This window comes from Cellulomonas fimi (assembly GCF_028583725.1).
GTDB classification, from domain to species: domain Bacteria; phylum Actinomycetota; class Actinomycetes; order Actinomycetales; family Cellulomonadaceae; genus Cellulomonas; species Cellulomonas fimi_B.
On sequence record NZ_CP110680.1, the window covers coordinates 3971508 to 3990825 of the forward strand.

General features: G+C 73.3%; 16 protein-coding genes. 5 read left to right on the plus strand and 11 right to left on the minus strand.

Annotated features, from left to right (window positions below):
- Positions 1-111 precede the first annotated feature (111 nt).
- From OOT42_RS17855 to OOT42_RS17880, 6 genes are all read right to left on the minus strand, one after another.
- Positions 112-1200, minus strand: a complete 1089-nt coding sequence (locus OOT42_RS17855; protein ID WP_273652491.1) for an ABC transporter ATP-binding protein — start codon at positions 1198-1200, stop codon at positions 112-114.
- A complete protein-coding gene (locus OOT42_RS17860) occupies positions 1197-2192 on the minus strand; it encodes an ABC transporter permease (protein WP_273652492.1) in 996 nt (331 codons plus the stop codon). Before OOT42_RS17860 ends, OOT42_RS17855 begins: the two co-directional genes overlap by 4 nt.
- A 1-nt stretch (position 2193) precedes the next feature.
- Positions 2194-3174, minus strand: a complete 981-nt coding sequence (locus tag OOT42_RS17865) for an ABC transporter permease (RefSeq protein ID WP_273652493.1) — start codon at positions 3172-3174, stop codon at positions 2194-2196.
- The gene (locus OOT42_RS17870) at positions 3171-4328 is read right to left on the minus strand and encodes an ABC transporter ATP-binding protein (RefSeq protein WP_273652494.1); all 1158 of its coding nucleotides are present in this window, start codon (positions 4326-4328) and stop codon (positions 3171-3173) included. Before OOT42_RS17870 ends, OOT42_RS17865 begins: the two co-directional genes overlap by 4 nt.
- Before the next feature lie 87 nt (positions 4329-4415).
- Complete coding sequence (locus OOT42_RS17875; RefSeq protein ID WP_273652495.1) at positions 4416-6095, minus strand: ABC transporter substrate-binding protein; 1680 nt, start codon at positions 6093-6095, stop codon at positions 4416-4418.
- A 57-nt stretch (positions 6096-6152) separates the two neighbouring features.
- Entirely contained in the window at positions 6153-8657 is a 2505-nt protein-coding gene (locus tag OOT42_RS17880) for a beta-glucosidase family protein (protein ID WP_273652496.1), read from the minus strand.
- Positions 8658-8747: 90 nt separating this feature from the next.
- On the opposite strand from OOT42_RS17880, the gene OOT42_RS17885 reads away from it, so the two are divergent.
- The 4 genes from OOT42_RS17885 to OOT42_RS17900 all read left to right on the plus strand — a co-directional run bounded on the left by OOT42_RS17885 (position 8748) and on the right by OOT42_RS17900 (position 12867).
- On the plus strand, positions 8748-9422 hold the full coding sequence (locus OOT42_RS17885) for a TetR/AcrR family transcriptional regulator (protein WP_423775929.1): 675 nt from the start codon (positions 8748-8750) through the stop codon (positions 9420-9422).
- Between the two features lie 85 nt (positions 9423-9507).
- Entirely contained in the window at positions 9508-10242 is a 735-nt protein-coding gene (locus OOT42_RS17890; protein WP_273652498.1) for a response regulator transcription factor, read from the plus strand.
- Positions 10239-11882 carry a sensor histidine kinase gene (locus OOT42_RS17895; protein ID WP_273652499.1) on the plus strand — a complete coding sequence of 548 codons (1644 nt, stop codon included), beginning with the start codon at positions 10239-10241 and terminating at the stop codon, positions 11880-11882. The genes OOT42_RS17890 and OOT42_RS17895 overlap by 4 nt, the downstream gene beginning before the upstream one ends.
- 118 nt (positions 11883-12000) lie before the next feature.
- Positions 12001-12867: a GNAT family N-acetyltransferase gene (locus OOT42_RS17900; RefSeq protein WP_273652500.1), complete on the plus strand. Its 867-nt coding sequence runs from the start codon at positions 12001-12003 to the stop codon at positions 12865-12867.
- Positions 12868-13022: 155 nt separating this feature from the next.
- Here OOT42_RS17900 and OOT42_RS17905 read toward each other — a convergent pair whose 3' ends face one another.
- The 5 genes from OOT42_RS17905 to dnaK all read right to left on the minus strand — a co-directional run bounded on the left by OOT42_RS17905 (position 13023) and on the right by dnaK (position 18529).
- Complete coding sequence (locus tag OOT42_RS17905; protein WP_273652501.1) at positions 13023-14471, minus strand: FGGY-family carbohydrate kinase; 1449 nt, start codon at positions 14469-14471, stop codon at positions 13023-13025.
- A 23-nt stretch (positions 14472-14494) separates the two neighbouring features.
- Positions 14495-14908, minus strand: coding sequence for a heat shock protein transcriptional repressor HspR (locus OOT42_RS17910; protein WP_273652502.1), 414 nt, complete (start codon positions 14906-14908; stop codon positions 14495-14497).
- A gap of 99 nt (positions 14909-15007) precedes the next feature.
- Entirely contained in the window at positions 15008-16000 is a 993-nt protein-coding gene (locus OOT42_RS17915) for a DnaJ C-terminal domain-containing protein (RefSeq protein WP_273652503.1), read from the minus strand.
- A gap of 28 nt (positions 16001-16028) precedes the next feature.
- Positions 16029-16670, minus strand: coding sequence for a nucleotide exchange factor GrpE (grpE, locus tag OOT42_RS17920; RefSeq protein WP_273652504.1), 642 nt, complete (start codon positions 16668-16670; stop codon positions 16029-16031).
- Positions 16667-18529 (minus strand): molecular chaperone DnaK, encoded by a 1863-nt coding sequence (dnaK, locus tag OOT42_RS17925; RefSeq protein WP_273652505.1) that lies wholly within the window; start codon positions 18527-18529, stop codon positions 16667-16669. Before dnaK ends, grpE begins: the two co-directional genes overlap by 4 nt.
- A gap of 100 nt (positions 18530-18629) precedes the next feature.
- Here dnaK and OOT42_RS17930 point away from each other — a divergent pair, with 100 nt between their 5' ends.
- Complete coding sequence (locus tag OOT42_RS17930; RefSeq protein WP_225916112.1) at positions 18630-19256, plus strand: helix-turn-helix transcriptional regulator; 627 nt, start codon at positions 18630-18632, stop codon at positions 19254-19256.
- The last annotated feature ends 62 nt before the right edge of the window (positions 19257-19318 follow it).

Consider the following 19318-nt stretch of genomic DNA (forward strand, 5'->3'; position numbering starts at 1 on the left):
ATCGAGGGCGACCGGCGTCGACGGACGACGGTCGCGGACCGGGCCCGAGGGCGTCGGGCGGGTGACGGCTCGCGCAGCGCGAGCCGGGCGCGCGAGCGGGCGGGTGAGGGCTCAGCGCAGGGCGAGCTCCGGGGGGACGGGGACGGGGGTGAAGCCCGCGGCCTCGACGCGGGCCGGGTCGTGGCGCAGGCACGCGACGGTCCGGCGCGGGTCGTCGCCGGGGACCGCGGGCGCGACGAGCTCGGGCTGGACGTGCGCGCACGCGTCGAACACGAACGGGCAGCGCGCGCGGAACGGGCAGCCGGAGGGCAGCCGCGCGAGGTCCGGCGGGGAGCCGGGGATGCCGCCGAGCTCGCGGCGCGGGCCGCGCAGCGGCGGGAAGGAGTGCAGCAGCCCGTTGGAGTACGGGTGGCGAGGGCGGCGGTAGACGTCCTGCGCGGTGGCGTCCTCGACGATCTCGCCGGCGTACATGATCGCGATGCGGTCGGCGATCTCGATGAGCAGGGACACGTCGTGCGTGATGAAGATGACCGAGAACCCGAGGCGGTCGCGGAGCTGGGCGATCTGCTCGACGATCTGCCGCTGCATGACGACGTCGAGCGCCGTGGTGGGCTCGTCCATGATGAGGACCTGCGGGTCCAGGGCGAGCGCCATCGCGATCATGACGCGCTGCCGCATGCCGCCCGAGAGCTGGTGCGGGTAGGCACGCAGCCGGTCGGGCGAGATGCCGACCATGTCGAGGAGGTCGGCCGCGCGCTCCAGGGCCTCCTTCTGCGAGACGCCCGGCCGGTGCGCGCGGATCGCGTCGGCGATCTGCCGCCCGACCCGGAACACGGGGTTGAGCGAGTTCATCGCGCCCTGGAAGACGATCGCGAGGTCCTGCCAGCGGGACGCGCGGAGCTCGGCGTCGGACATCGACAGGATGTCCGCGGTCGAGCCGTCGCGGCCGTGGAACAGCACCTCGCCGCCGGTGATGAGTCCGGGCGGCGGGAGCAGCCGGGTCGCGGCGTACGCGAGCGTCGACTTGCCGCAGCCGGACTCGCCCGCCAGTCCGAGGACCTCGCCGCGGTTGAGGGTCAGCGACGCCTGGCGCAGCACGTGGACGGGGTTCTCGTCGTAGCCGTAGTCGACGGACAGGTTGCGGATCTCCAGGACGGGATCCGCCGCCGGGACCCGCCGCTCGACAGGTTGCGCGCTCACGACCGGTCCTCCTTGGCCTCGTGCACGACCGGCGTGAAGCCGATGCGCGGGCGGATGCCGCGCTTGCGCAGCGTGCGGGCGTGCAGGCCCGTCGAGCGCAGGCGCGGGTTGACGAACTCGTCGATGCCGAAGTTGATGAGCGTGAGCGCCATGCCGAGCAGGGCGATGCACAGGCCCGCGGGCACGAACCACCACCACGCGCCGCGCTGGAGCGCGAGGTTGCCCTGCGCCCAGAACAGGATGGTCCCCCAGTTCCACTCGGACACCGACGTGACGCCGATGAACGCGAGCGTGATCTGCGACAGGACCGCGAACGTCACGGTGCCGACGAACCCGGCGGCGATGATCGCCGTGAGGTTGGGCAGGATCTCCGCGAGCACGATGCGCCAGGTCCGCTCGCCGTTGGCGCGCGCGGCCTCGACGAAGTCGCGCTTGCGCAGGGACAGCGTCTGGGCGCGCAGGACGCGTGCGCCCCACGCCCAGCCGGTGACCGCGATGACGGCGGCGACGGTGAGCCCGCCCGCGGACGGGAGCTGCCCCGCGATGAGGATGATGAGGGGCAGCTGCGGGATCACCAGGAAGATGTTCGACAGCGCGGACAGCGTCTCGTCGCCCGCTCCCCCGACGAACCCCGCGGTCACGCCGATGAGGACGCCGATCACCGTCGCGAGCACGCCCGCGACGAGCCCGACGACGAGCACGCCGCGGGTCCCGACGAGCACCTGCGACAGGATGTCCTGCCCGAGGTGCGTCGTGCCGAACCAGTGCGCGCCCGACGGCGGCTGCAGGATGTCGGGGCTCACGGCGCTCGGGTCGTAGGGCGCGATCCACTCGCCGATCACGGCGAGCACCGCGAAGAACCCGAGGATCGCCAGGCCCGTGATCGCCTTGCCGTTGCGCAGGAACAGCAGCTTGCGCTTGCCCGCGACGGGTGCGGTCGCGTCGGTCGCGACGTCCTGCGTGTCGGTGAGGACCGAAGTCTCGACGGCCATGTCAGCCCTCCTGCCGGGTGCGCGGGTCGAGCGCGGCGTAGACGAAGTCCGCGACGATGTTCGCGACCAGCACGGACAGTGTGATCACGAGGAAGCAGCCCTGCATGAGCGTGTAGTCGTGGTTGGTCGTCGCGTTGTAGAGCAGGAAGCCGATGCCCGGGTAGGAGAAGACCATCTCCATGATGAGCGTCCCGCCGACGATGAAGCCGAGGGACAGGGCGAACGACGAGATCTGCGGGAGCACCGCGTTGCGGGCGGCGTAGCCGAAGATCACCGCCCGCTCCGACAGGCCCTTGGCCTGCGCGACCGTCACGTAGTCCTCCGACGAGACGGTCACCATCATGTTGCGCATGCCGAGGATCCAGCCGGCGATCGACGACACGACGATCGTGAGCGCGGGGAGCGTCCCGTAGTAGAGGACGGACCCGATGAACTCGGGCGTGAACGCGGGCACCATCGAGCGGTCGTAGGCGCCCGACGACGGGAACCAGCCGAGGTTCACCGAGAAGATCGCGATGACGACGAGCCCGAGCCAGAAGTACGGGACCGCGGAGAAGAACGTCGAGATCGGCAGCAGCGAGTCGGCCCACGTGCCGCGCCGCCAGCCGATGCCCGTGCCGAGCAGGGTCCCGACGACGAACGCGATCACCGTCGCGACGCCGACCAGGCCGACCGTCCACGGCAGCGTCTGCTGGATCATCTCCGCGACGGGCGTCGGGTAGTAGGTGAACGAGACGCCGAGGTTCCCGTGCAGCAGCAGGTTCCAGTAGTCGAGGTACTGCTGCCACACCGACTTCTGCTCGTCGAGGCCGAAGAGCGTGCGGATCGCGGCCTCGGCGGACGAGTCCAGACGGCCCTGGCTCTTCGCCATGATCGCCTTGACGGGGTCGCCGGGCATGAGTCTCGGGATGATGAAGTTGATGGTCACCGCGGCCCAGGCGGTGACGACGTAGAAGATGCCGCGGCGGACGAAGAACCTCACCGGTCGCCCTCCTTCAGTGTGTCGACGGCGACGGTCTCGACGGCGGTCTCGTCGTCGGACGCGTGCAGCAGGTCGACGTCGATCGCCGGACGCTCCCCGTACGCGTCGAGCACGTCGCCGAGCCGCGGGCTGTCGGGCCGGTCGGAGTACCCCCAGCACGCGGCCTCGCGCCTCTCGCCGACGGCGAGCAGCGGCGGCACCTCGGTGCGGCACAGGTCGACGGCGAACGGGCAGCGCGGGTTGAACCGGCACCCGGTCGGCGGGCGGACGAGCGACGGCGCCTCGCCGCGGGCACCCCGGGCGCGCGCGTCGAGGTCGTCGGGGTCGGGCGCGGACCGCACCAGCAGCTGCGTGTACGGGTGCTTCGGGTCCTGCGTCACCGACTCGGAGTCGCCGGTCTCGACGATCCGCCCGGCGTACATGACCATCGTCCGGTCGGCGAAGTACCGGGCCGACGCGATGTCGTGCGTGATGTAGAGGATCGCGATCTGCAGGCGGTCGCGCAGGTCGCGCAGCAGGTTGAGGATGCCGAGGCGGATCGACACGTCGAGCATCGAGATCGGCTCGTCGGCCAGCAGCACCTCGGGGTCCGCCGCGAGCGCGCGGGCGATCGCGACGCGCTGCCGCTGCCCGCCCGACAGCTCGTGCGGGAACTTGTCGACGTACCGCTCGACGGGGGTGAGCTGCACGCGCTCGAGCAGCGTCGTCAGGGCGTCCTCGAGGTCCGCGCCGCGGAGCTTCCCCTGGTGGATCCGGACGCTGCGGGTCAGCGTGTAGCGCACGGTGTGCACCGGGTTCAGGGACCCGAACGGGTCCTGGAAGATCATCTGGACGCGCCGCACGTAGCGGCGGAACGCGCGGCGGCTGCGCGCGGTCGCGTCGGACCCGTGCAGCAGGATCTGCCCGCTCGTCGCGGGCGTGAGCTGCGACAGCAGCCGCGCGATCGTCGACTTGCCGGAGCCGGACTCGCCGACGAGCGCGACGACGCGGCCGCGGTGCAGCGCGAGGTTCACGTCGTCGACCGCGTGCACGAGCGCGCGACGGCGGAAGGAGCCGGTCACGAAGTGCTTGCGCAGGTCGACGGCCTGCAGGACGGGGGTGTCGGGGGCGGCCTCGGACGCGGCGGGCGCGTCCGGTGAGGCGGGGAAGGTCATGGAGCTCACCTGTCGGCTGGTGGAGGGTCGACGAGGGGTGGCCCCGGGGCGACGGCGAGGAGTCCGCCGCCCCGGGGACCGGGTGGGTCAGTCCTGCGTCGGCTCCAGGTTCATGACGATCCGGGCGGCCTGCGGACCCGTCGGCTGCGGGTTCGCGTACAGGTCGTCGGCCGTCGGGAAGCCGGTGTAGTTCTTCGTCGAGTACTGCGCGACGGCCGGGCGCGACCAGATGACCAGGCCGGGCACGTCCTCGACGTACGCCTTCTGGATCGTCTCGATCGCGGTCTGCCGCGCGGCGTCGTCGGACGCACCCTTGAAGTCGGCCAGGGCCTGCGTGACGGCGTCGTTCTTGTACCGGCCGAAGTTCCACGTCGCGGTCTCGCCGAGCGGCACGTACGAGTTGCCGTCCATGAGGTTGGCGTACATGTTCCACGGGGTCGCGCCGCCGTCGGTCCAGTGCAGCGTCGCCTGGAAGTTGCCGAACGGGATGATGTCGTTGAACCAGGCGTCCTGGTTCGCGGCGTTGACCGTGGCGTCGACGCCGAGCTGCGCGGCACCCGTCTTGATGAGGTCGAGCGCGGTCAGGTAGTCGTTCCAGCCCGCGGGGTTCACGAGCTCGAACGTCACGACCTCGCCGTCCGGGTCGACGAGCTTGTCGGACCCGTTCCACGTGTAGCCGGCGTCCGTGAGGATCTGCTTCGCCTCGTCGACGTCGACCGTCAGCTCGTCGCCCTTGAACTCGGGCGCGAGGTACTGCTCGCCCGACGGCATCGGCATGCCGGTCACCGAGTCGATGACGGGCCACACGCCCGATCCCGCGAGCTCGGAGATCTGCGCCCGGTCGACGACGAGGTTGAGCGCCTTGCGGAACGCGACGTCGTTGAACGGCTTCGTCTCGTTGTTGAGGAAGAGGATGTCGGAGCCGAAGCCGCCGCCCGCGACCTGGTGGTGGTGGTCGGGGTCCTTGGCGATGAAGACGTCCTCGTAGTCCGCGATGAACGTCCAGCCCCACTGCGCCTCACCGGTCGTGAGGGCCGTCGTGAGCGCGTTGTTGTCGTTGTACGACGAGTACTGCAGCTTGGCGACCTTCGGCTCGCCGCCCCAGTAGTCGGGGTTCGGGACGAGCGTCGCGGCCTGCGGCGTCCAGGTGTCGAGCAGGTACGGGCCGGTGCCGACGGGCTCGGTGTCCGTGAACGTCGTCGGGTCCTGGTCCTTCCAGAGGTGCTCGGGGACGATGACCTGCTGCAGCAGCTTGACCTGGTTGACGTACTGGGACTCGGTGAACGTGATCGTCACCTTGCCGTCGGCGTTCTCGACCTTGTCGATCTGGTCGGGGAAGTTGTTGTTGATCGCCGGGTAGTCGATGAGCAGCTGCAGCGTGAACGCGACGTCGTCCGCCGTGAAGTCCTCGCCGTCCGACCACTTCACGCCGTCGCGCGGGGTGATCGTCGCGGCCGTGTAGTCGTCGTTCCACTCGACCGACTCCGCGAGCCATGGCTCCGGGTCCTCGAGCGGGTTCACGTCGTTGACCTGCATGAGCGACTCGTAGATCACCCACGCGTAGCCGAGCGACTTCGCCGCCGAGCCCGTCGGGATCAGCGGGCTCTGGTTCTCGTTCTGCGGGCCGTTCGGCATGCCGACCGTCAGGACGGCACCGTCACCGCCGGTGCTGTCGTCGGACGTGCCGCCGCCACCCGAGCAGGCGGTGGCGAGCAGCGCGACGGTCGCGACACCGGCCACCATCGTTGCGAGCTTGCGCGTTCTCACGAGTGCCTCCTTGCACTGACTGCTGGTTGTGGGGTCCTGCGGTGCTGCGCTGTGGGATCAGGGGGCGGTCGACGCCGGGATGTCGACGTCGACCGTGAGGCGCAGGTCGCCCGAGGAGCGACCGACGCGGAGCGTGTACGTCCCGGCCGGGGTGACCCAGCCGTGGCCTGCGGTGTCCCAGGTGCGCAGCGCGTCGGCGCGCACGTGCACCCGGGCGGTCGTGCGCTCGCCGGGGGCGGCGTGCACGACGGTGAAGCCGCCGAGCCAGCGGACCGGGCGGTCCGGGCTCGGGGCGGGGGGCTCGACGTAGACCTGGACGACCTCGCGACCGGCGCGCGGGCCGGTGTTCAGGACGGTCACGTCGAGGTCGACGCCGCCTTCGGCGGGTGTGGCGGCGACGGTGGCCGACTCGTGCTCCCACGTCGTCCACCCGAGCCCGTGCCCGAACGGCGCCGCGGGCGTCCGGCCGAGCCGCAGCCACGACCGGTACCCGACGTGGACGCCCTCGTGGTAGTCGACGACGCCGTCGACGGGGACCGCGTCGGGCACGGGCACGTCGTCCTCGTGCGCGGGCAGCGTCCACGGCAACCGGCCCGACGGCTCGGTCACGCCGGTCAGCACGTCCGCGAGCGCCTCGGGCCACTCCTGCCCGCCGAGCCAGGCCCAGACGACGCACGGCGCCTCGTCGAGCCACGGCAGCAGGACCGGTGCGCCCGCGTTGACGACGACGACCGTGTGCGGGTTCGCGGCGAGCACGGCTTTGACGAGCTGGTCCTGCGTCCCGGGCAGCGCGAGGCTCGTCCGGTCGTAGCCCTCGGACTCGATCTCCTCGTTGGTGCCGACCACGACGACCGCGAGGTCCGCCGCCTCGGCGGCCGCGACGGCGTCGGCGAGCAGCTCGTCGGGCGACGTGCCGGGCACGCGGTGCACGAGCTCGGCACGCGCGAACGACGCGTACCCGACGGGGTGCACCGCCTGGACGTGCGCGTCGACGTCGACGGTCGTCGGCTCGGTCACGTCGAGGACGAGCGTCGCGGGGACGGGCTGGTTGACCGAGGAGTCGAGGATGACCTCGGCGCCGACGGCGTGGTCGCTCGTCGAGACTGCCTGCTCGCCGATCGCGACGAGGTGCCGCCCGACGGTCCCGACGCCGACCTCGTGCCGCCCGGGCTCGTCGAGCCGGACCGTGGTGCGCAGGCGGACGGTGACCGCGTCGTCGCGCACGTCGCGCAGCCAGCCGCCCCACGTGGTGGTGGTGTGGGCGTCGAGGACAGAGCCGTCGGCGTCGAGCAGCTCGACGAGCACCCCGGCCTCCCCGTCCGGGGTCGTGCAGCGGCCCGCGAGGTCGAGCTGCGGGGGCAGCAGGCGGGACACGGCACCGGAGTGCACGTCGACGTGCGCACCGGCGAAGGCGCTGGTCAGCGCGTCGTGCGGCGTCGACGAGCGCTCGGGCCGGACGTACGCGGAGCCGCCGCCCTGGACGAACGGGCTCACCGCGTTGGGGCCGAGCAACGCGATCCGCCGGACGTCGTCGGCGGCCAGCGGGAGCGCGTGCTCCTCGTCGCGCAGCACGACCATCGACCGGCCGACGAGCGTGCGCAGCGTGCCGCGCACGTCGACGTCGGCGACCTCGGCCCGGTGCTCCCCGGACGCCTCGACGCCGTCGAGCGCACCGACCCGCTGCGCGAGCCGCAGGATGCGGAGCACCTTGTCGTCGAGGACGGCCTCGCTGACCCGTCGGGAGCGGACCGCGTCGAGCAGACCGTCGCCCCACGGTCCGTCGGGCCCGGGCATCTGCAGGTCGAGCCCGCCGTACGCGGCCTTCTCGACCGTGTTGGTCGCGACCCAGTCGGACACGACGACCCCGTCGAAGCCCCACTCGTCCTTGAGCACGCCGGTGAGCAGCGGCCGGTGCTCGAGCACGGGTGCGGCGGTCGTGCCGTCGTCGACGCCCGAGTACGCGCCCATGACGGACCACGCGCGCGCCTCGCGGACCAGCCGCTCGAAGGGCGCGAGGTAGACCTCGCGGAGCGTGCGCTCGTCGACACGGGACAGGTACGTCGTGCGCTCGGTCTCGGAGTCGTTGGCGACGAAGTGCTTGACGCACATGCCGACGCCGCGGTCCTGCGCGCCGCGCACGACGTGCACCGCGATCTCGCCCGTGAGCACGGGGTCCTCGGAGTAGCACTCGAAGTGCCGGCCGCCGACGGGCGTGCGCTGGAGGTTGACCTGCGGCGCGAGGACGAGGTCGACGCCGTGCCGACGGGCCTCGGCGGCGAACAGCGCGCCGACCTCGTCCGCGAGGTCGACGTCCCACGTCGCGGCGAGCGCGCTGGGGGCGGGGAACGACGCGGCGGTCTCGGTCGGGTCGTCGCTCACGCCGCGGACGCCCGCGGGGCCGTCGGAGACGTGCATCGCGCGCAGGCCGATGCGCTCGATCGCGGTCGTGGACCACAGGCCCGCCCCGACGACCAGACGCACCTTCTCCTCGGTCGTGAGCTGCCGGAGCAGCCCGTCGAGGTGGGCGTCGGGCCGGGTGGCCGCGGTGGTGTCGGTCGACACGGGATGTTCTCTCCGTCCGGACGTCGTCGTTGCCGTCGAGCGCAGTCAAGCACAACTTACTGACTTGTTAGTAAGTCGGTAGGTCACAGTATGGTTTCGGCCATGGACGACGCCGTCACCCCCGCGACGGGCTCACCCGAGCCCGCCAAGCGCACCCGCCGACCGCGGCAGGCCACCGCCGAGCGCCGCGCGGAGATCCTGCGCGCCGCCGCGCACACCTTCGGCTCCAAGGGCTACAAGACCGGGTCGCTCGCCGAGGTCGCCGAGCAGGTCGGGATCACGCACGCCGGCGTCCTGCACCACTTCGGGTCCAAGGAGCAGCTGCTCGTCGAGGTGCTCGAGTACCGCGACAAGGAGGACGTCCGCGACCTCGAGGGCCAGCACATCCCCGGCGGGATCGAGCTCTTCCGCCACCTCGTGCGCACCGCGCGGATGAACGCCGACCGTCGCGGCATCGTGCAGGGCTACACCGTCCTGACCGGCGAGTCCGTCACCGAGAACCACCCCGCGCGCGGCTGGGTCACCCACCGCTTCAGCGTCCTGCGCGGCGAGATCGCGGACGCGATCGTGGAGGTCGGCGGTCCCGGCGTCGACCGCGACACCGCCGAGCGCGCGGCCAGCGCGATCATCGGCGTCATGGACGGCCTGCAGGTGCAGTGGCTGCTCGACGACGCGGTCGACCTCCCCGAGGCCACGACCTTCGCGATCGAGGCGATCCTCGCCGCGGCGCTCGCGGGGACGGGCCGCCCCCACCCGCTGCGCTGACCTGCCGCGCGCCCACACGTCCGCGCTCAGGAGATTCACAGGAACGGTTCAGGGCCGGCCAAGGTCGCCCACCGACGATCGACGCATGACGACCTCGACCCTGCGCCGGCCCGACACCCTCACCCGCGCCGACGGCTCCCCCGTCCGGGCGCTCGTCGTCGACGACGAGCCCACCCTCGCCGAGCTCCTGTCCACCGCCCTGCGCTACGAGGGCTGGACCGTCGAGCACGCGCTCACCGGGCACGCCGCCGTCCGCCAGGCCAAGGCGTCGACGCCCGACGTCATCGTGCTCGACGTCATGCTCCCCGACCTCACCGGGCTCGAGGTCCTGCGCCGCATCCGCGCGAGCCACCCGAACGTCCCGGTCCTGTTCCTCACCGCCAAGGACGCCGTCGAGGACCGCATCACCGGCCTCACCGCGGGCGGCGACGACTACGTCACCAAGCCGTTCTCCCTGGAGGAGGTCGTCGCCCGGCTGCGCTCGCTGCTGCGCCGCGCCGGTGCCGTGTCCGCGCGCGACGAGGCCGTGCTCACCGTCGGCGACCTGACCCTCGACGAGGACTCGCACGAGGTCACGCGCGGCGGCGACGACATCCGCCTCACCGCGACCGAGTTCGAGCTGCTGCGCTACTTCATGCGCAACCCCCGGCGCGTGCTGTCCAAGGCCCAGATCCTCGACCGCGTCTGGCAGTACGACTTCGGCGGGCAGGCGAACATCGTCGAGCTCTACGTCTCCTACCTGCGCCGCAAGATCGACAAGGGCCGCACCCCGATGCTGCACACGCTGCGCGGCGTCGGGTACGTGCTCAAGCCCGCGTGACCGGCACCCGCCCTGACGCGGGCGGCTCGCCTGCCGGGCTCGTCGCGCGGCTGCGCGAGCGCGCGACCGGCGCGCTCCCCCGCCCGCGGTGGACGCTGCGGCGACGTCTCGTCGCGCTCGTCGTCGCGCTCGTCGCGGTTGTCGCGGTCGCCATCGGCGGCCTCACCACCATCGCGCTGCGGGGCTCGCTCGTCGCGCAGCTCGACGACGACCTCCAGGGCGCGCACAACCGCTTCATGATGTGGTCCGACGACGGTCCCGTCGGCACCGGCGCGGCATCCGGCGGCGACGTCGTCCTCCGCCGCGACCCGACGGAGGCGCCACCCGCGGGCCTGCCCGGCCAGGTGGTCGGCACCGTGAGCTTCGCCGTCGAGCCCGGCCGGACCGCCGCCGACGTGACCGTCGCCTACCTCCTCCGGTCCGGCGAGCAGCGTGTCGTCCCGACCGAGGCCGTCGCGACGCTGCTCGCGCTGCCGCACGACGGCCGGATCCGTGGCGTCGAGCTCGCCGGCGTCGGCGACTACCGCGCCCTCGTGACCACCACGCGCGACGGCGACGTCGCCGTCACCGCGATGCCGACCGCGTCCGTGACCAGCACCATCACCACCTACGTGCTGATGGTCGGCGTCGTCGCGCTGCTCGCCGTGCTCGCCGCCGCCGCGGCGGGGCTCGTCCTCGTCCGCCGCGAGCTGCGTCCCCTGACCCGCGTCGCCGCGACCGCGGCCCGCGTCTCCCGCCTCCCTCTCGACCGCGGCGAGGTCGTGCTCGCCGACCGCGTCCCCGCCGCCGACACCGACACCGCGACCGAGGTCGGGTCCGTCGGTGCCGCGCTCAACCGGCTGCTCGGGCACGTCGAGGGCGCGCTCGCCGCGCGGCACGCGTCCGAGTCGCAGGTCCGGCAGTTCGTCGCCGACGCGTCGCACGAGCTGCGCACCCCGCTCGCGTCGATCCGCGGCTACGCCGAGCTCGTCCGCCGCCTGCCCGACGACCTGCCGCCCGAGGCCCTCGTCGCCATGGCGCGCGTCGAGTCCGAGTCGCAGCGCATGACCGCGCTCGTCGAGGACATGCTGCTGCTCGCGCGCCTCGACGCCGGCCGCCCGCTGGAGTCCGAGCCGGTCGACCTCGCGATGCTCGCCGTCGACGCCGTCACCGACGCGCACGCCGCAGGTCCCGACCACACGTGGTCGCTCGACCTGTCGTCGCTGTCCGACGGGACCGACGACGACGAGCCCGGCGCCGTCGTCGTCGGTGACGACCACCGCCTGCGCCAGGTCCTCGCCAACCTCCTGTCCAACGCGCGCCTGCACACGCCGCCCGGCACGTCGGTCACCGTGCGCGCGGCCCGTCGGGGCTCCGACGTGGTGCTCGACGTCGTCGACGACGGCCCCGGCATCCCCGCCGACCTGCGCGACCGCCTGTTCGAACGGTTCGTCCGCGGCGACGCCTCCCGCACCCGCGCCGCCGGCTCGACCGGGCTCGGCCTGTCCATCGCGCACGCGGTCGTCACCGCCCACAGCGGCAGCCTCACCGTCGCCGGCACCCCGGGCGGCGGCACGACGTTCACCCTCCGCCTCCCGGCCGCCCCGCGCGACGACGCGCCCACGCGGACGGCGCCGTCCCCCGTCCTCGTCGACGCCTGACGGCCCGTCCCGGTCGCCGTGGTCGCCACGGTCGCTACGGTCGTCGGGTGGACCCGGGACAGTCGGCGGCATCGCGGACGAGGCCCCGACCGGCGCACCCGCACGACGGGAGTCCGCGGTGACAGCCGTCCTCGCCACCCCGACGACCGGCGACCTGGCCGGCGTCCTGCGCGCGCTGCGCGCATGGCAGGACGACGACGCGCCCGTGCAGCTGCACCCGGGCGACCTCGGATGGTGCTGGCGGTTCGGCGCCGAGACCGTCGCCGGCGCCCTCCGCACGTGGTCCCGGGGCGGGGAGCTCCTCGCGATCGGCTTCCTCGACGACGCACGAGTCCTCCGCGCGACCGTCGCACCCCACGCCCGGCAGGACGAGGGGCTCGCCCGCGAGGTCGTCGCGGACGTGTCCGACCCCGACCGCGGCGTCCTGCCGGCCGGCGACGCGTCCGTCGAGGCCCCGAACGGCACACGCGTCCAGGAGGCGCTCGCGGAGGCCGGCTGGGCGGAGGGCGAGGCGTGGACGCCGCTGCGCCGCGACCTCGTCGCGCCGGTGGAGGCCCCGGACCTGCGCGTCGAGCTCGTCGAGCCCGGACGCGAGTCCGCCTTCACGGCGGTGCACCGCGCGACGTGGGGTTCGACGACGTTCACCGACGCGCGGTGGCGCGCGATGGCGGCCGGGCCGGCCTTCGCCGACGCCGGGTGCCTGCTCGGTCGCGACGCCACGGGCGTCCCGGTCGCGGGGGTCGTCGTGTGGTCGGCGGGGCCGGGACGCCCGGGCCTGCTCGAGCCGATGGGCGTCCACCCCGACCACCGCGGCCGTGGGTACGGCCGGAGCATCTGCCTCGCGGCGGCGGCGGAGCTGCGCCGCCGGGGCGCGTCGAGCGCGCTGGTGTGCACCCCGAGCTCGCTCACCTCCGCGGTCGCGACGTACGCGGCGGCCGGCTTTCGCCGGCTCCCGGAGCGGCTCGACCGCTCGCGCGACGCCTGACCGCAATCCCCCGCACCCGGGCTGTCGGCACCCGGACCGGCCGTCGCGGGCGCGGGCGGTGTCGACGGCCGACACGCCGTGCACTCCGGGAGACCCCGGTCGTCGCTGCCGTCGACCTGTGCCGCGCGTCGTCGACGCCGGGCGCGAGCCGGTCGTCAGGCGGTCGACGCGCGCAGCGCGGCGTCGACGAACCGTGCGAACGCCTGCTCGTCGCCGGGGCGACGGGCGACGGCGACCGGCTGCGACACGAGGGCGGGCGCGTCGTCGACCGCCCCGGCGCGGAGCGCGGCGAGCAGCGCGGCGCCCGCCGCGACCGGCTCCGGCTCCACGACGAGCCGCAGCGGCGGCGCGCCGACACGAGCCTTGAGCCGCAGCCACGCGGGGTTCGCGGCCATCGGCCCGCCGAGCACCGCGACGGAGGTCGCCGCCGCGCCGCCGGCCAGGCGCCCCTGCTCCTCGAGCATCCAGCGCGCCTGGAGCGCGAGCCCCGCCAGCAGCGCGTGCGCCCCCTCCGCCGGCGTCCGGCCGGACAGGTCACCGACGACCGACGGCGTGGCGGCCGGATCGGGTGCGGGGGTCTGCCGACCCGCGACGTACGGCAGCACGACGACGTCGAGCGGGACGTCACCCAACGCCGCGACGTCCGCCATGAGCGTGGTGACGTCCGCGGCCGGCGCATGCGTCCGCAGCCACCAGGCGACCGCCGCACCGCCGCTCGACGAGCCCGCCAGGAGCGCCGGGTGCTCGCCGGTGACCGTGCGGACCAGGCTCATCCCGGCCGTGCGGACCGGCTCGGGCTCGGGGTCGTCGTCGACCAGCGTGCAGACCGCCTCCGCGGTGCCGACCGAGTCGGCGGCCTGTCCCGGTCGCCGCACGCCTGCCGCCCAGGTGCCGACGGGGTGGTCGTGGCCCGCGATCGTCACCGGCGTGCCCGCGCGCAGCCCTGCGACGGTGAACGGCCCGTCGACGACCCGCCCGAGCAGCTCCCCCGGTGCCAGCACCTCCGGCACCTGCGACGGCCGCAGGCCCACCTCGGCCAGCAGGTCGGCGTCGAAGGCGGTCGGGAGGTCGCCCGGTCGGCCGAGCCGGTAGGCGCCCGTGCGCCCCGCGAGCGTGTGGTCCGTCGCGAGCCGCCCGGTGAGCAGCAGCCCGACGAGGTCCGCCGCCCCGGCCCACCGGCCGGCGTCCGCCGGGGCGTGCAGGGCGTCGGGGTCGTGCGTGCGCAACCACTCCCACGTCGCGAGCGGGATCTTCGCGCTCGCACGCACCCCGGTCGCGGCGAACAGCTCGGACCGGCCGATCCGCGCGCCGAGCGCGTCCGCCTCGGCGCCGGCCCGGTGTCCGTCCCAGCGCAGCCAGTCGCCGCGCGGCGTCCCGTCCGGGCCCAGCGGCACGCCCGTCTCCGCCATGGACGCGATCCCGACGGCCGCCGGTGCCGGTCCGGCCGGGAGCACGCGCGCGACGAGACCGGCGATCGCCGTCGCGGCGTCGGCGGGTGCGGGCGTCGGCGCGGAGGCGACCGCGAGGACGCGCGGCGCGGTGACGTCGACGAGCGCGACCTTCGTGTTGGTGGTCCCGACGTCCACCCCGAGCGCGGTCAGCACCCGGCCATCCTGGCGGATCCCGGTCAGGAGCGAGGGCGCCAGAGGACCAGGGCGCCGGTGTCCTGGGACGGGCGGCGACGGGTCTCGCGGACCGAGCGCTGGACGGCGACGACGTCGCCGCGCGGGTCGGCGGTGAAGATGCGCCGGCCCGGCTCGACGAACGCGCGCAGGTACTCGACCTGCCGGCGCAGCCCCTCGACCTCGGCCTCGAGCTCGAGGATGCGCTTGATCCCGGCGAGGTTGACGCCCTCGTCCTGCGAGAGCCGCTGCACCTCGCGCAGGGTCGCGATGTCACGCAGCGAGTAGCGGCGGCCGCGGCCGCTGGTCCGGCCCGGGGACACCAGCCCGAGCCGGTCGTACTGGCGGAGCGTCTGCGGGTGCATGCCCGCGAGCTCGGCGGCGACCGAGATCACGTAGACCTTCGCGTCGTCCGACACCACGTCACCTCACCACCTCTCGCGTCCACGCCTCCCGGCGAGCCCGACGCCGGGGTCCGGCGGCGCCGGGCGGTGACATGACCACCCGGCGCCGCCGGCTCACTTCCTCGCGGCGTCCAGCAGGTCGGCGCGCACGTCCTCGCCGGACGTCGCGATGCCGAACGCCTGCACCGCCTCGCGCGCCGCCGCGGACAGCCGCTGCGGCACGACGACCTGCACGGTGACGAGCAGGTCGCCCACGCCCTTCGGCGTGGTGATGCCCTTGCCCTTGACCCGCAGGACACGGCCCGACGGCGTGCCCTCGGGCACGCGGACCCTCACGGTGCCGCCGTCGAGCGTCGGCACCTCGATGGTCGCGCCGAGCGCGGCCTCGTCGAACGCCACCGGGACCGTCACCCGGAGGTTCGGCCCGTCGGACGAGAACACCGGGTGCGGCGTGACGTGCACCGTGACGACGAGGTCGCCGGGCGGTCCGCCCGCCTCACCCGGCCGACCCTTGCGGGGCAGCCGGATCTTCTGGCCGTCGCGCACACCCGCGGGGATGCGGGCGGTGAACGAGCGGCCCTCGACGGTGAGCCCGACGGTCGACCCCTCGGTCGCCTGCCGGAACGGCAGCGTCACCTCGGCGGCCAGGTCGGCCCCCTGCTGGGGACCGCGCGCGCCGCCGAAGCCGCCCTGGTTGAACAGCCCGCCCAGGAGGTCCTCGAACCCGGCCCCGCCCGCGCCGCCGGCGCCCGGCGACGTCGAGTAGCGGACGCGCCCGCCGGGGCCGTTGGCCCCGCCGAACATCCCGCCGAACAGGTCCTCGAAGCCGGCGTTGCCGCCGCCGCGACCGCCCGCCGTGAAGCGGGCGCCGCCCGCCATGGCACGCAGCTGGTCGTACTGCTGGCGCTGCTCGGTGTCGGAGAGGACCGCGTAGGCCTCGCCGATCTCCTTGAACTTCGCCTCCGCGGCCGCGTCACCCGGGTTGTGGTCCGGGTGCATGCTGCGCGCGAGCTTGCGGTACGCCTTCTTGATGGTCGCGGCGTCGGCGTCCTTGGGGACGCCGAGAACCGCGTAGAAGTCCTTCTCGAGCCAGTCCTGCCCGGTCACGGCGCCTCCCTCCTGGTCGTGATGATCGTCAGCCCTCCGGGTCCACGACGGCCACGCGTGCCGCGCGCAGGATGCGGTCGGCCGTGCGGTAGCCGTGCTGGAGCACCATCTGCACGGTCGACTCGGTGACGTCGGCGGAGTGCGAGTGCATGAGCGCCTCGTGCACCGCCGGGTCGAACGTCTCGCCGGCCTGACCGTACTGCTCGACGCCGAAGCGCTGGAGCGTCGCGGTCAGCTTCTCGGCGATCGACGCGAACGGGCCGGTCAGGTCGCCGTGCTGGCGCGCCAGCTCGATGTCGTCGAGCACCGGGATGAGCGCCTCCGCGAGCGCCGCGACCCCGCGGTCGTGAGCGGCTAGGACCTCGGCCTTCGACCGCTTCACGTACGCGGAGTACTGCTGCTCGAGGTTGTAGTGCGCCGCCTGGGCGCGCTGCAGCTCCTCGAGCCGCTCGGCCGCGAGCTTCTGCGACTCGATCAGTCCCTCCAGGACGACCTCCTCCTCCGCTCCCTGCGCGATCGACTCCGCGTCGGCGAGCACCTGCTCCTCCGGCGTCGGCTGGCGCACCTCGCCCGTCTCCGGATCGATGCGCCGCTTGTCGGTGAACCGGGGCCCCTCGGCGGGGTCGGGCGTACCCGACCCCGCGTCCGGACGGTCGTTCTCGCTCGTCACTTCTTGTCGTCCTCGTCGTCGACGATCTCGGCGTCGACGACGTCCTCGTCGGGCGTCGTCGAACCGGGGGTCTCGTCCGCCGCGGGCGCGTCGGCCGGAGCCGACTGCTGCTGCGAGTAGATCGCCTCGCCGATGCGCTGGCTGACGGTCGCGAGGTGCTGCGTCTTGGCCTTGACGGCCTCGGCGTCGGTGCCCTCGAGCGCGGTCTTGAGCTCGCCGACCGCGGCCTGGACGTCGGTCTTGACGTCGTCGGGCAGCTTGTCGGCGTTGTCGACGAGAAGCTTCTCGGTCGAGTAGACGAGCTGCTCGGCGGAGTTGCGGGCCTCGGCGTCCTCGCGGCGCTTGTGGTCCTCGGCCGCGTGCTCCTCGGCCTCCTTCACCATGCGGTCGATGTCCTCCTTGGGGAGGGCGGACCCGCCGGTGATCGTCATCGACTGCTCCTTGCCCGTGCCGCGGTCCTTGGCGGACACGTGCACGATGCCGTTCGCGTCGATGTCGAAGGTGACCTCGATCTGCGGCACGCCGCGCGGCGCGGGCGCGATGCCGGTGAGCTCGAACGTGCCGAGCGGCTTGTTGTCCCGCGCGAACTCGCGCTCGCCCTGGAACACCTGGATGAGGACGGACGGCTGGTTGTCCTCGGCGGTGCTGAAGATCTCGCTCCGCTTGGTGGGGATCGCCGTGTTCCGCTCGATGAGCTTCGTCATGACGCCGCCCTTGGTCTCGATGCCGAGCGACAGCGGCGTGACGTCGATGAGCAGGACGTCCTTGCGGTCGCCCTTCATGACGCCGGCCTGCAGCGCCGCACCGACCGCGACGACCTCGTCCGGGTTGACGCCCTTGTTGGGCTCCTGCCCGCCCGTGAGCTCCTTGACGACCTCGGTCACCGCGGGCATGCGGGTCGAGCCGCCGACGAGCACGACGTGGTCGATCTGGTCGAGCTTGATGCCCGCGTCGCGGATGACCGCGTGGAACGGGGCCTTGGTGCGGTCGATCAGGTCCTGCGTCATCTGCTGGAACTGCGCGCGCGTGAGCTTGGTGTCCAGGTGGACCGGGCCGTTCTCGCTCATGGAGAGGTACTGCAGCGAGATGTTGGTCGCGGTCGCGGACGACAGCTCCTTCTTGGCCTGCTCCGCCGCCTCACGCAGACGCTGCAGCGCGATCTTGTCCTTCGACAGGTCGACCCCCGTCGTGTTCTTCACCTCGGAGACGAGGTGGTCGACGATGCGCTGGTCCCAGTCGTCACCGCCCAGGCGGTTGTCGCCGGACGTCGCGCGGACCTCGATCGTCGAGAAGCCGTCGTCGTCCTTGCCCACCTCGAGGAGGGACACGTCGAACGTGCCGCCACCGAGGTCGAAGACGAGGATGAGCTCGTCCTCCTTGCCCTTCTCCAGGCCGTAGGCCAGGGCCGCCGCGGTGGGCTCGTTGATGATGCGCAGGACGTTGAGGCCCGCGATGGTGCCCGCGTCCTTCGTCGCCTGACGCTCGGCGTCGTTGAAGTACGCCGGGACCGTGATGACCGCGTCGGTGACGGGCTCGCCCAGGTACGCCTCGGCGTCACGCTTCAGCTTGGAGAGCACGCGCGCGGAGATCTCCTGCGCCGTGTACTTCTTGTCGTCGATCGCGACGGACCAGTCCGTGCCCATGTGGCGCTTGACCGACGTGATGGTGCGGTCGACGTTCGTGACGGCCTGGCGCTTGGCGATCTCGCCGACCAGCACCTCACCCGTCTTGGAGAACGCGACGACGGACGGCGTCGTGCGCGACCCCTCCGCGTTGGCGATGACCGTGGGCTCGCCACCCTCGAGGACCGAGACGACGGAGTTCGTCGTGCCGAGGTCGATGCCGACTGCTCGTGCCATGTGTGGTGCCTTCCTTCTGCTGTCCGGGTCTGCGGGGCCCTGGTCGCGGTGCTGCGAGCGGGCCACTCTTGAGTCCGCCGGGCTCAAGTCTGCGTCGCGGATGTCGGCGACGCAACCTCGGTCCGTCAAACTTGAGTCTGCTTGGCTCAACTCTCCGACCGTGCGACTTGTTCCCCACCACCCGGATCCGCACCCGCACGCCTGTGCGGGTTCGCATCGGAGTTGTCGTCTTCGCGTCAAGGTGGAGGCCGTGTGGGCCGCGACGAATGCCTACCCCGCCAGCCTCGCCGCGCTCCACGCGGCGGGCCACGCAGCCGGTGCGGCCGAGGCGCACGAGCGGGCGCGTCGGCGGATCGAGGTCTGGGGCGACGAGGCCGTCGACGGCCTCCGCTCGCCCGCCGACGCGTCACGGCTCACCGCGCGCGAGCAGAAGATCGCACGCCTGACGGCGTCAGGGCTCTCGGACGAGCAGATCGCGCGACGGCCGCACGTCTCGGTGCGGACGGTCGAGAACCATCTCGGCCGGCCTTCCGCAAGCACGGCGTCGACAACCGCACGGACATGTCGCGCGCACTGTCGAGCGGCTGACCCGCGAGCCTCCGCAACGGCTGCCACCGCTCCCCCACGTCGGCGTCGGGGGCTCGCACCGACGTCGTCCTCGCGCGTAGAGGAGGGTCGCCCTCGTCGACGCGAGTCGGCTCGAGCCGTCCTCGCCGTGGCTCGCTGACGCTGACCCCGCGGTCGTCCTGACCGCCGCGCGGCGGATGTCGGTCTGCCCTTTCGGACGTG

Excerpts from the sequence above, each read along its gene's own strand:
- OOT42_RS17860 (WP_273652492.1), bottom strand. The coding sequence starts at position 2,192 with ATGGCCGTCGAGACTTCGGTCCTCACCGACACGCAGGACGTCGCGACC.
- OOT42_RS17870 (WP_273652494.1), bottom strand. The coding sequence starts at position 4,328 with ATGACCTTCCCCGCCTCACCGGACGCGCCCGCCGCGTCCGAGGCCGCC.
- OOT42_RS17885 (WP_423775929.1), top strand. The coding sequence starts at position 8,748 with ATGGTTTCGGCCATGGACGACGCCGTCACCCCCGCGACGGGCTCACCC.
- OOT42_RS17890 (WP_273652498.1), top strand. The coding sequence starts at position 9,508 with ATGACGACCTCGACCCTGCGCCGGCCCGACACCCTCACCCGCGCCGAC.
- dnaK (WP_273652505.1), bottom strand. The coding sequence starts at position 18,529 with ATGGCACGAGCAGTCGGCATCGACCTCGGCACGACGAACTCCGTCGTC.
- OOT42_RS17930 (WP_225916112.1), top strand. The coding sequence starts at position 18,630 with ATGTCGGCGACGCAACCTCGGTCCGTCAAACTTGAGTCTGCTTGGCTC.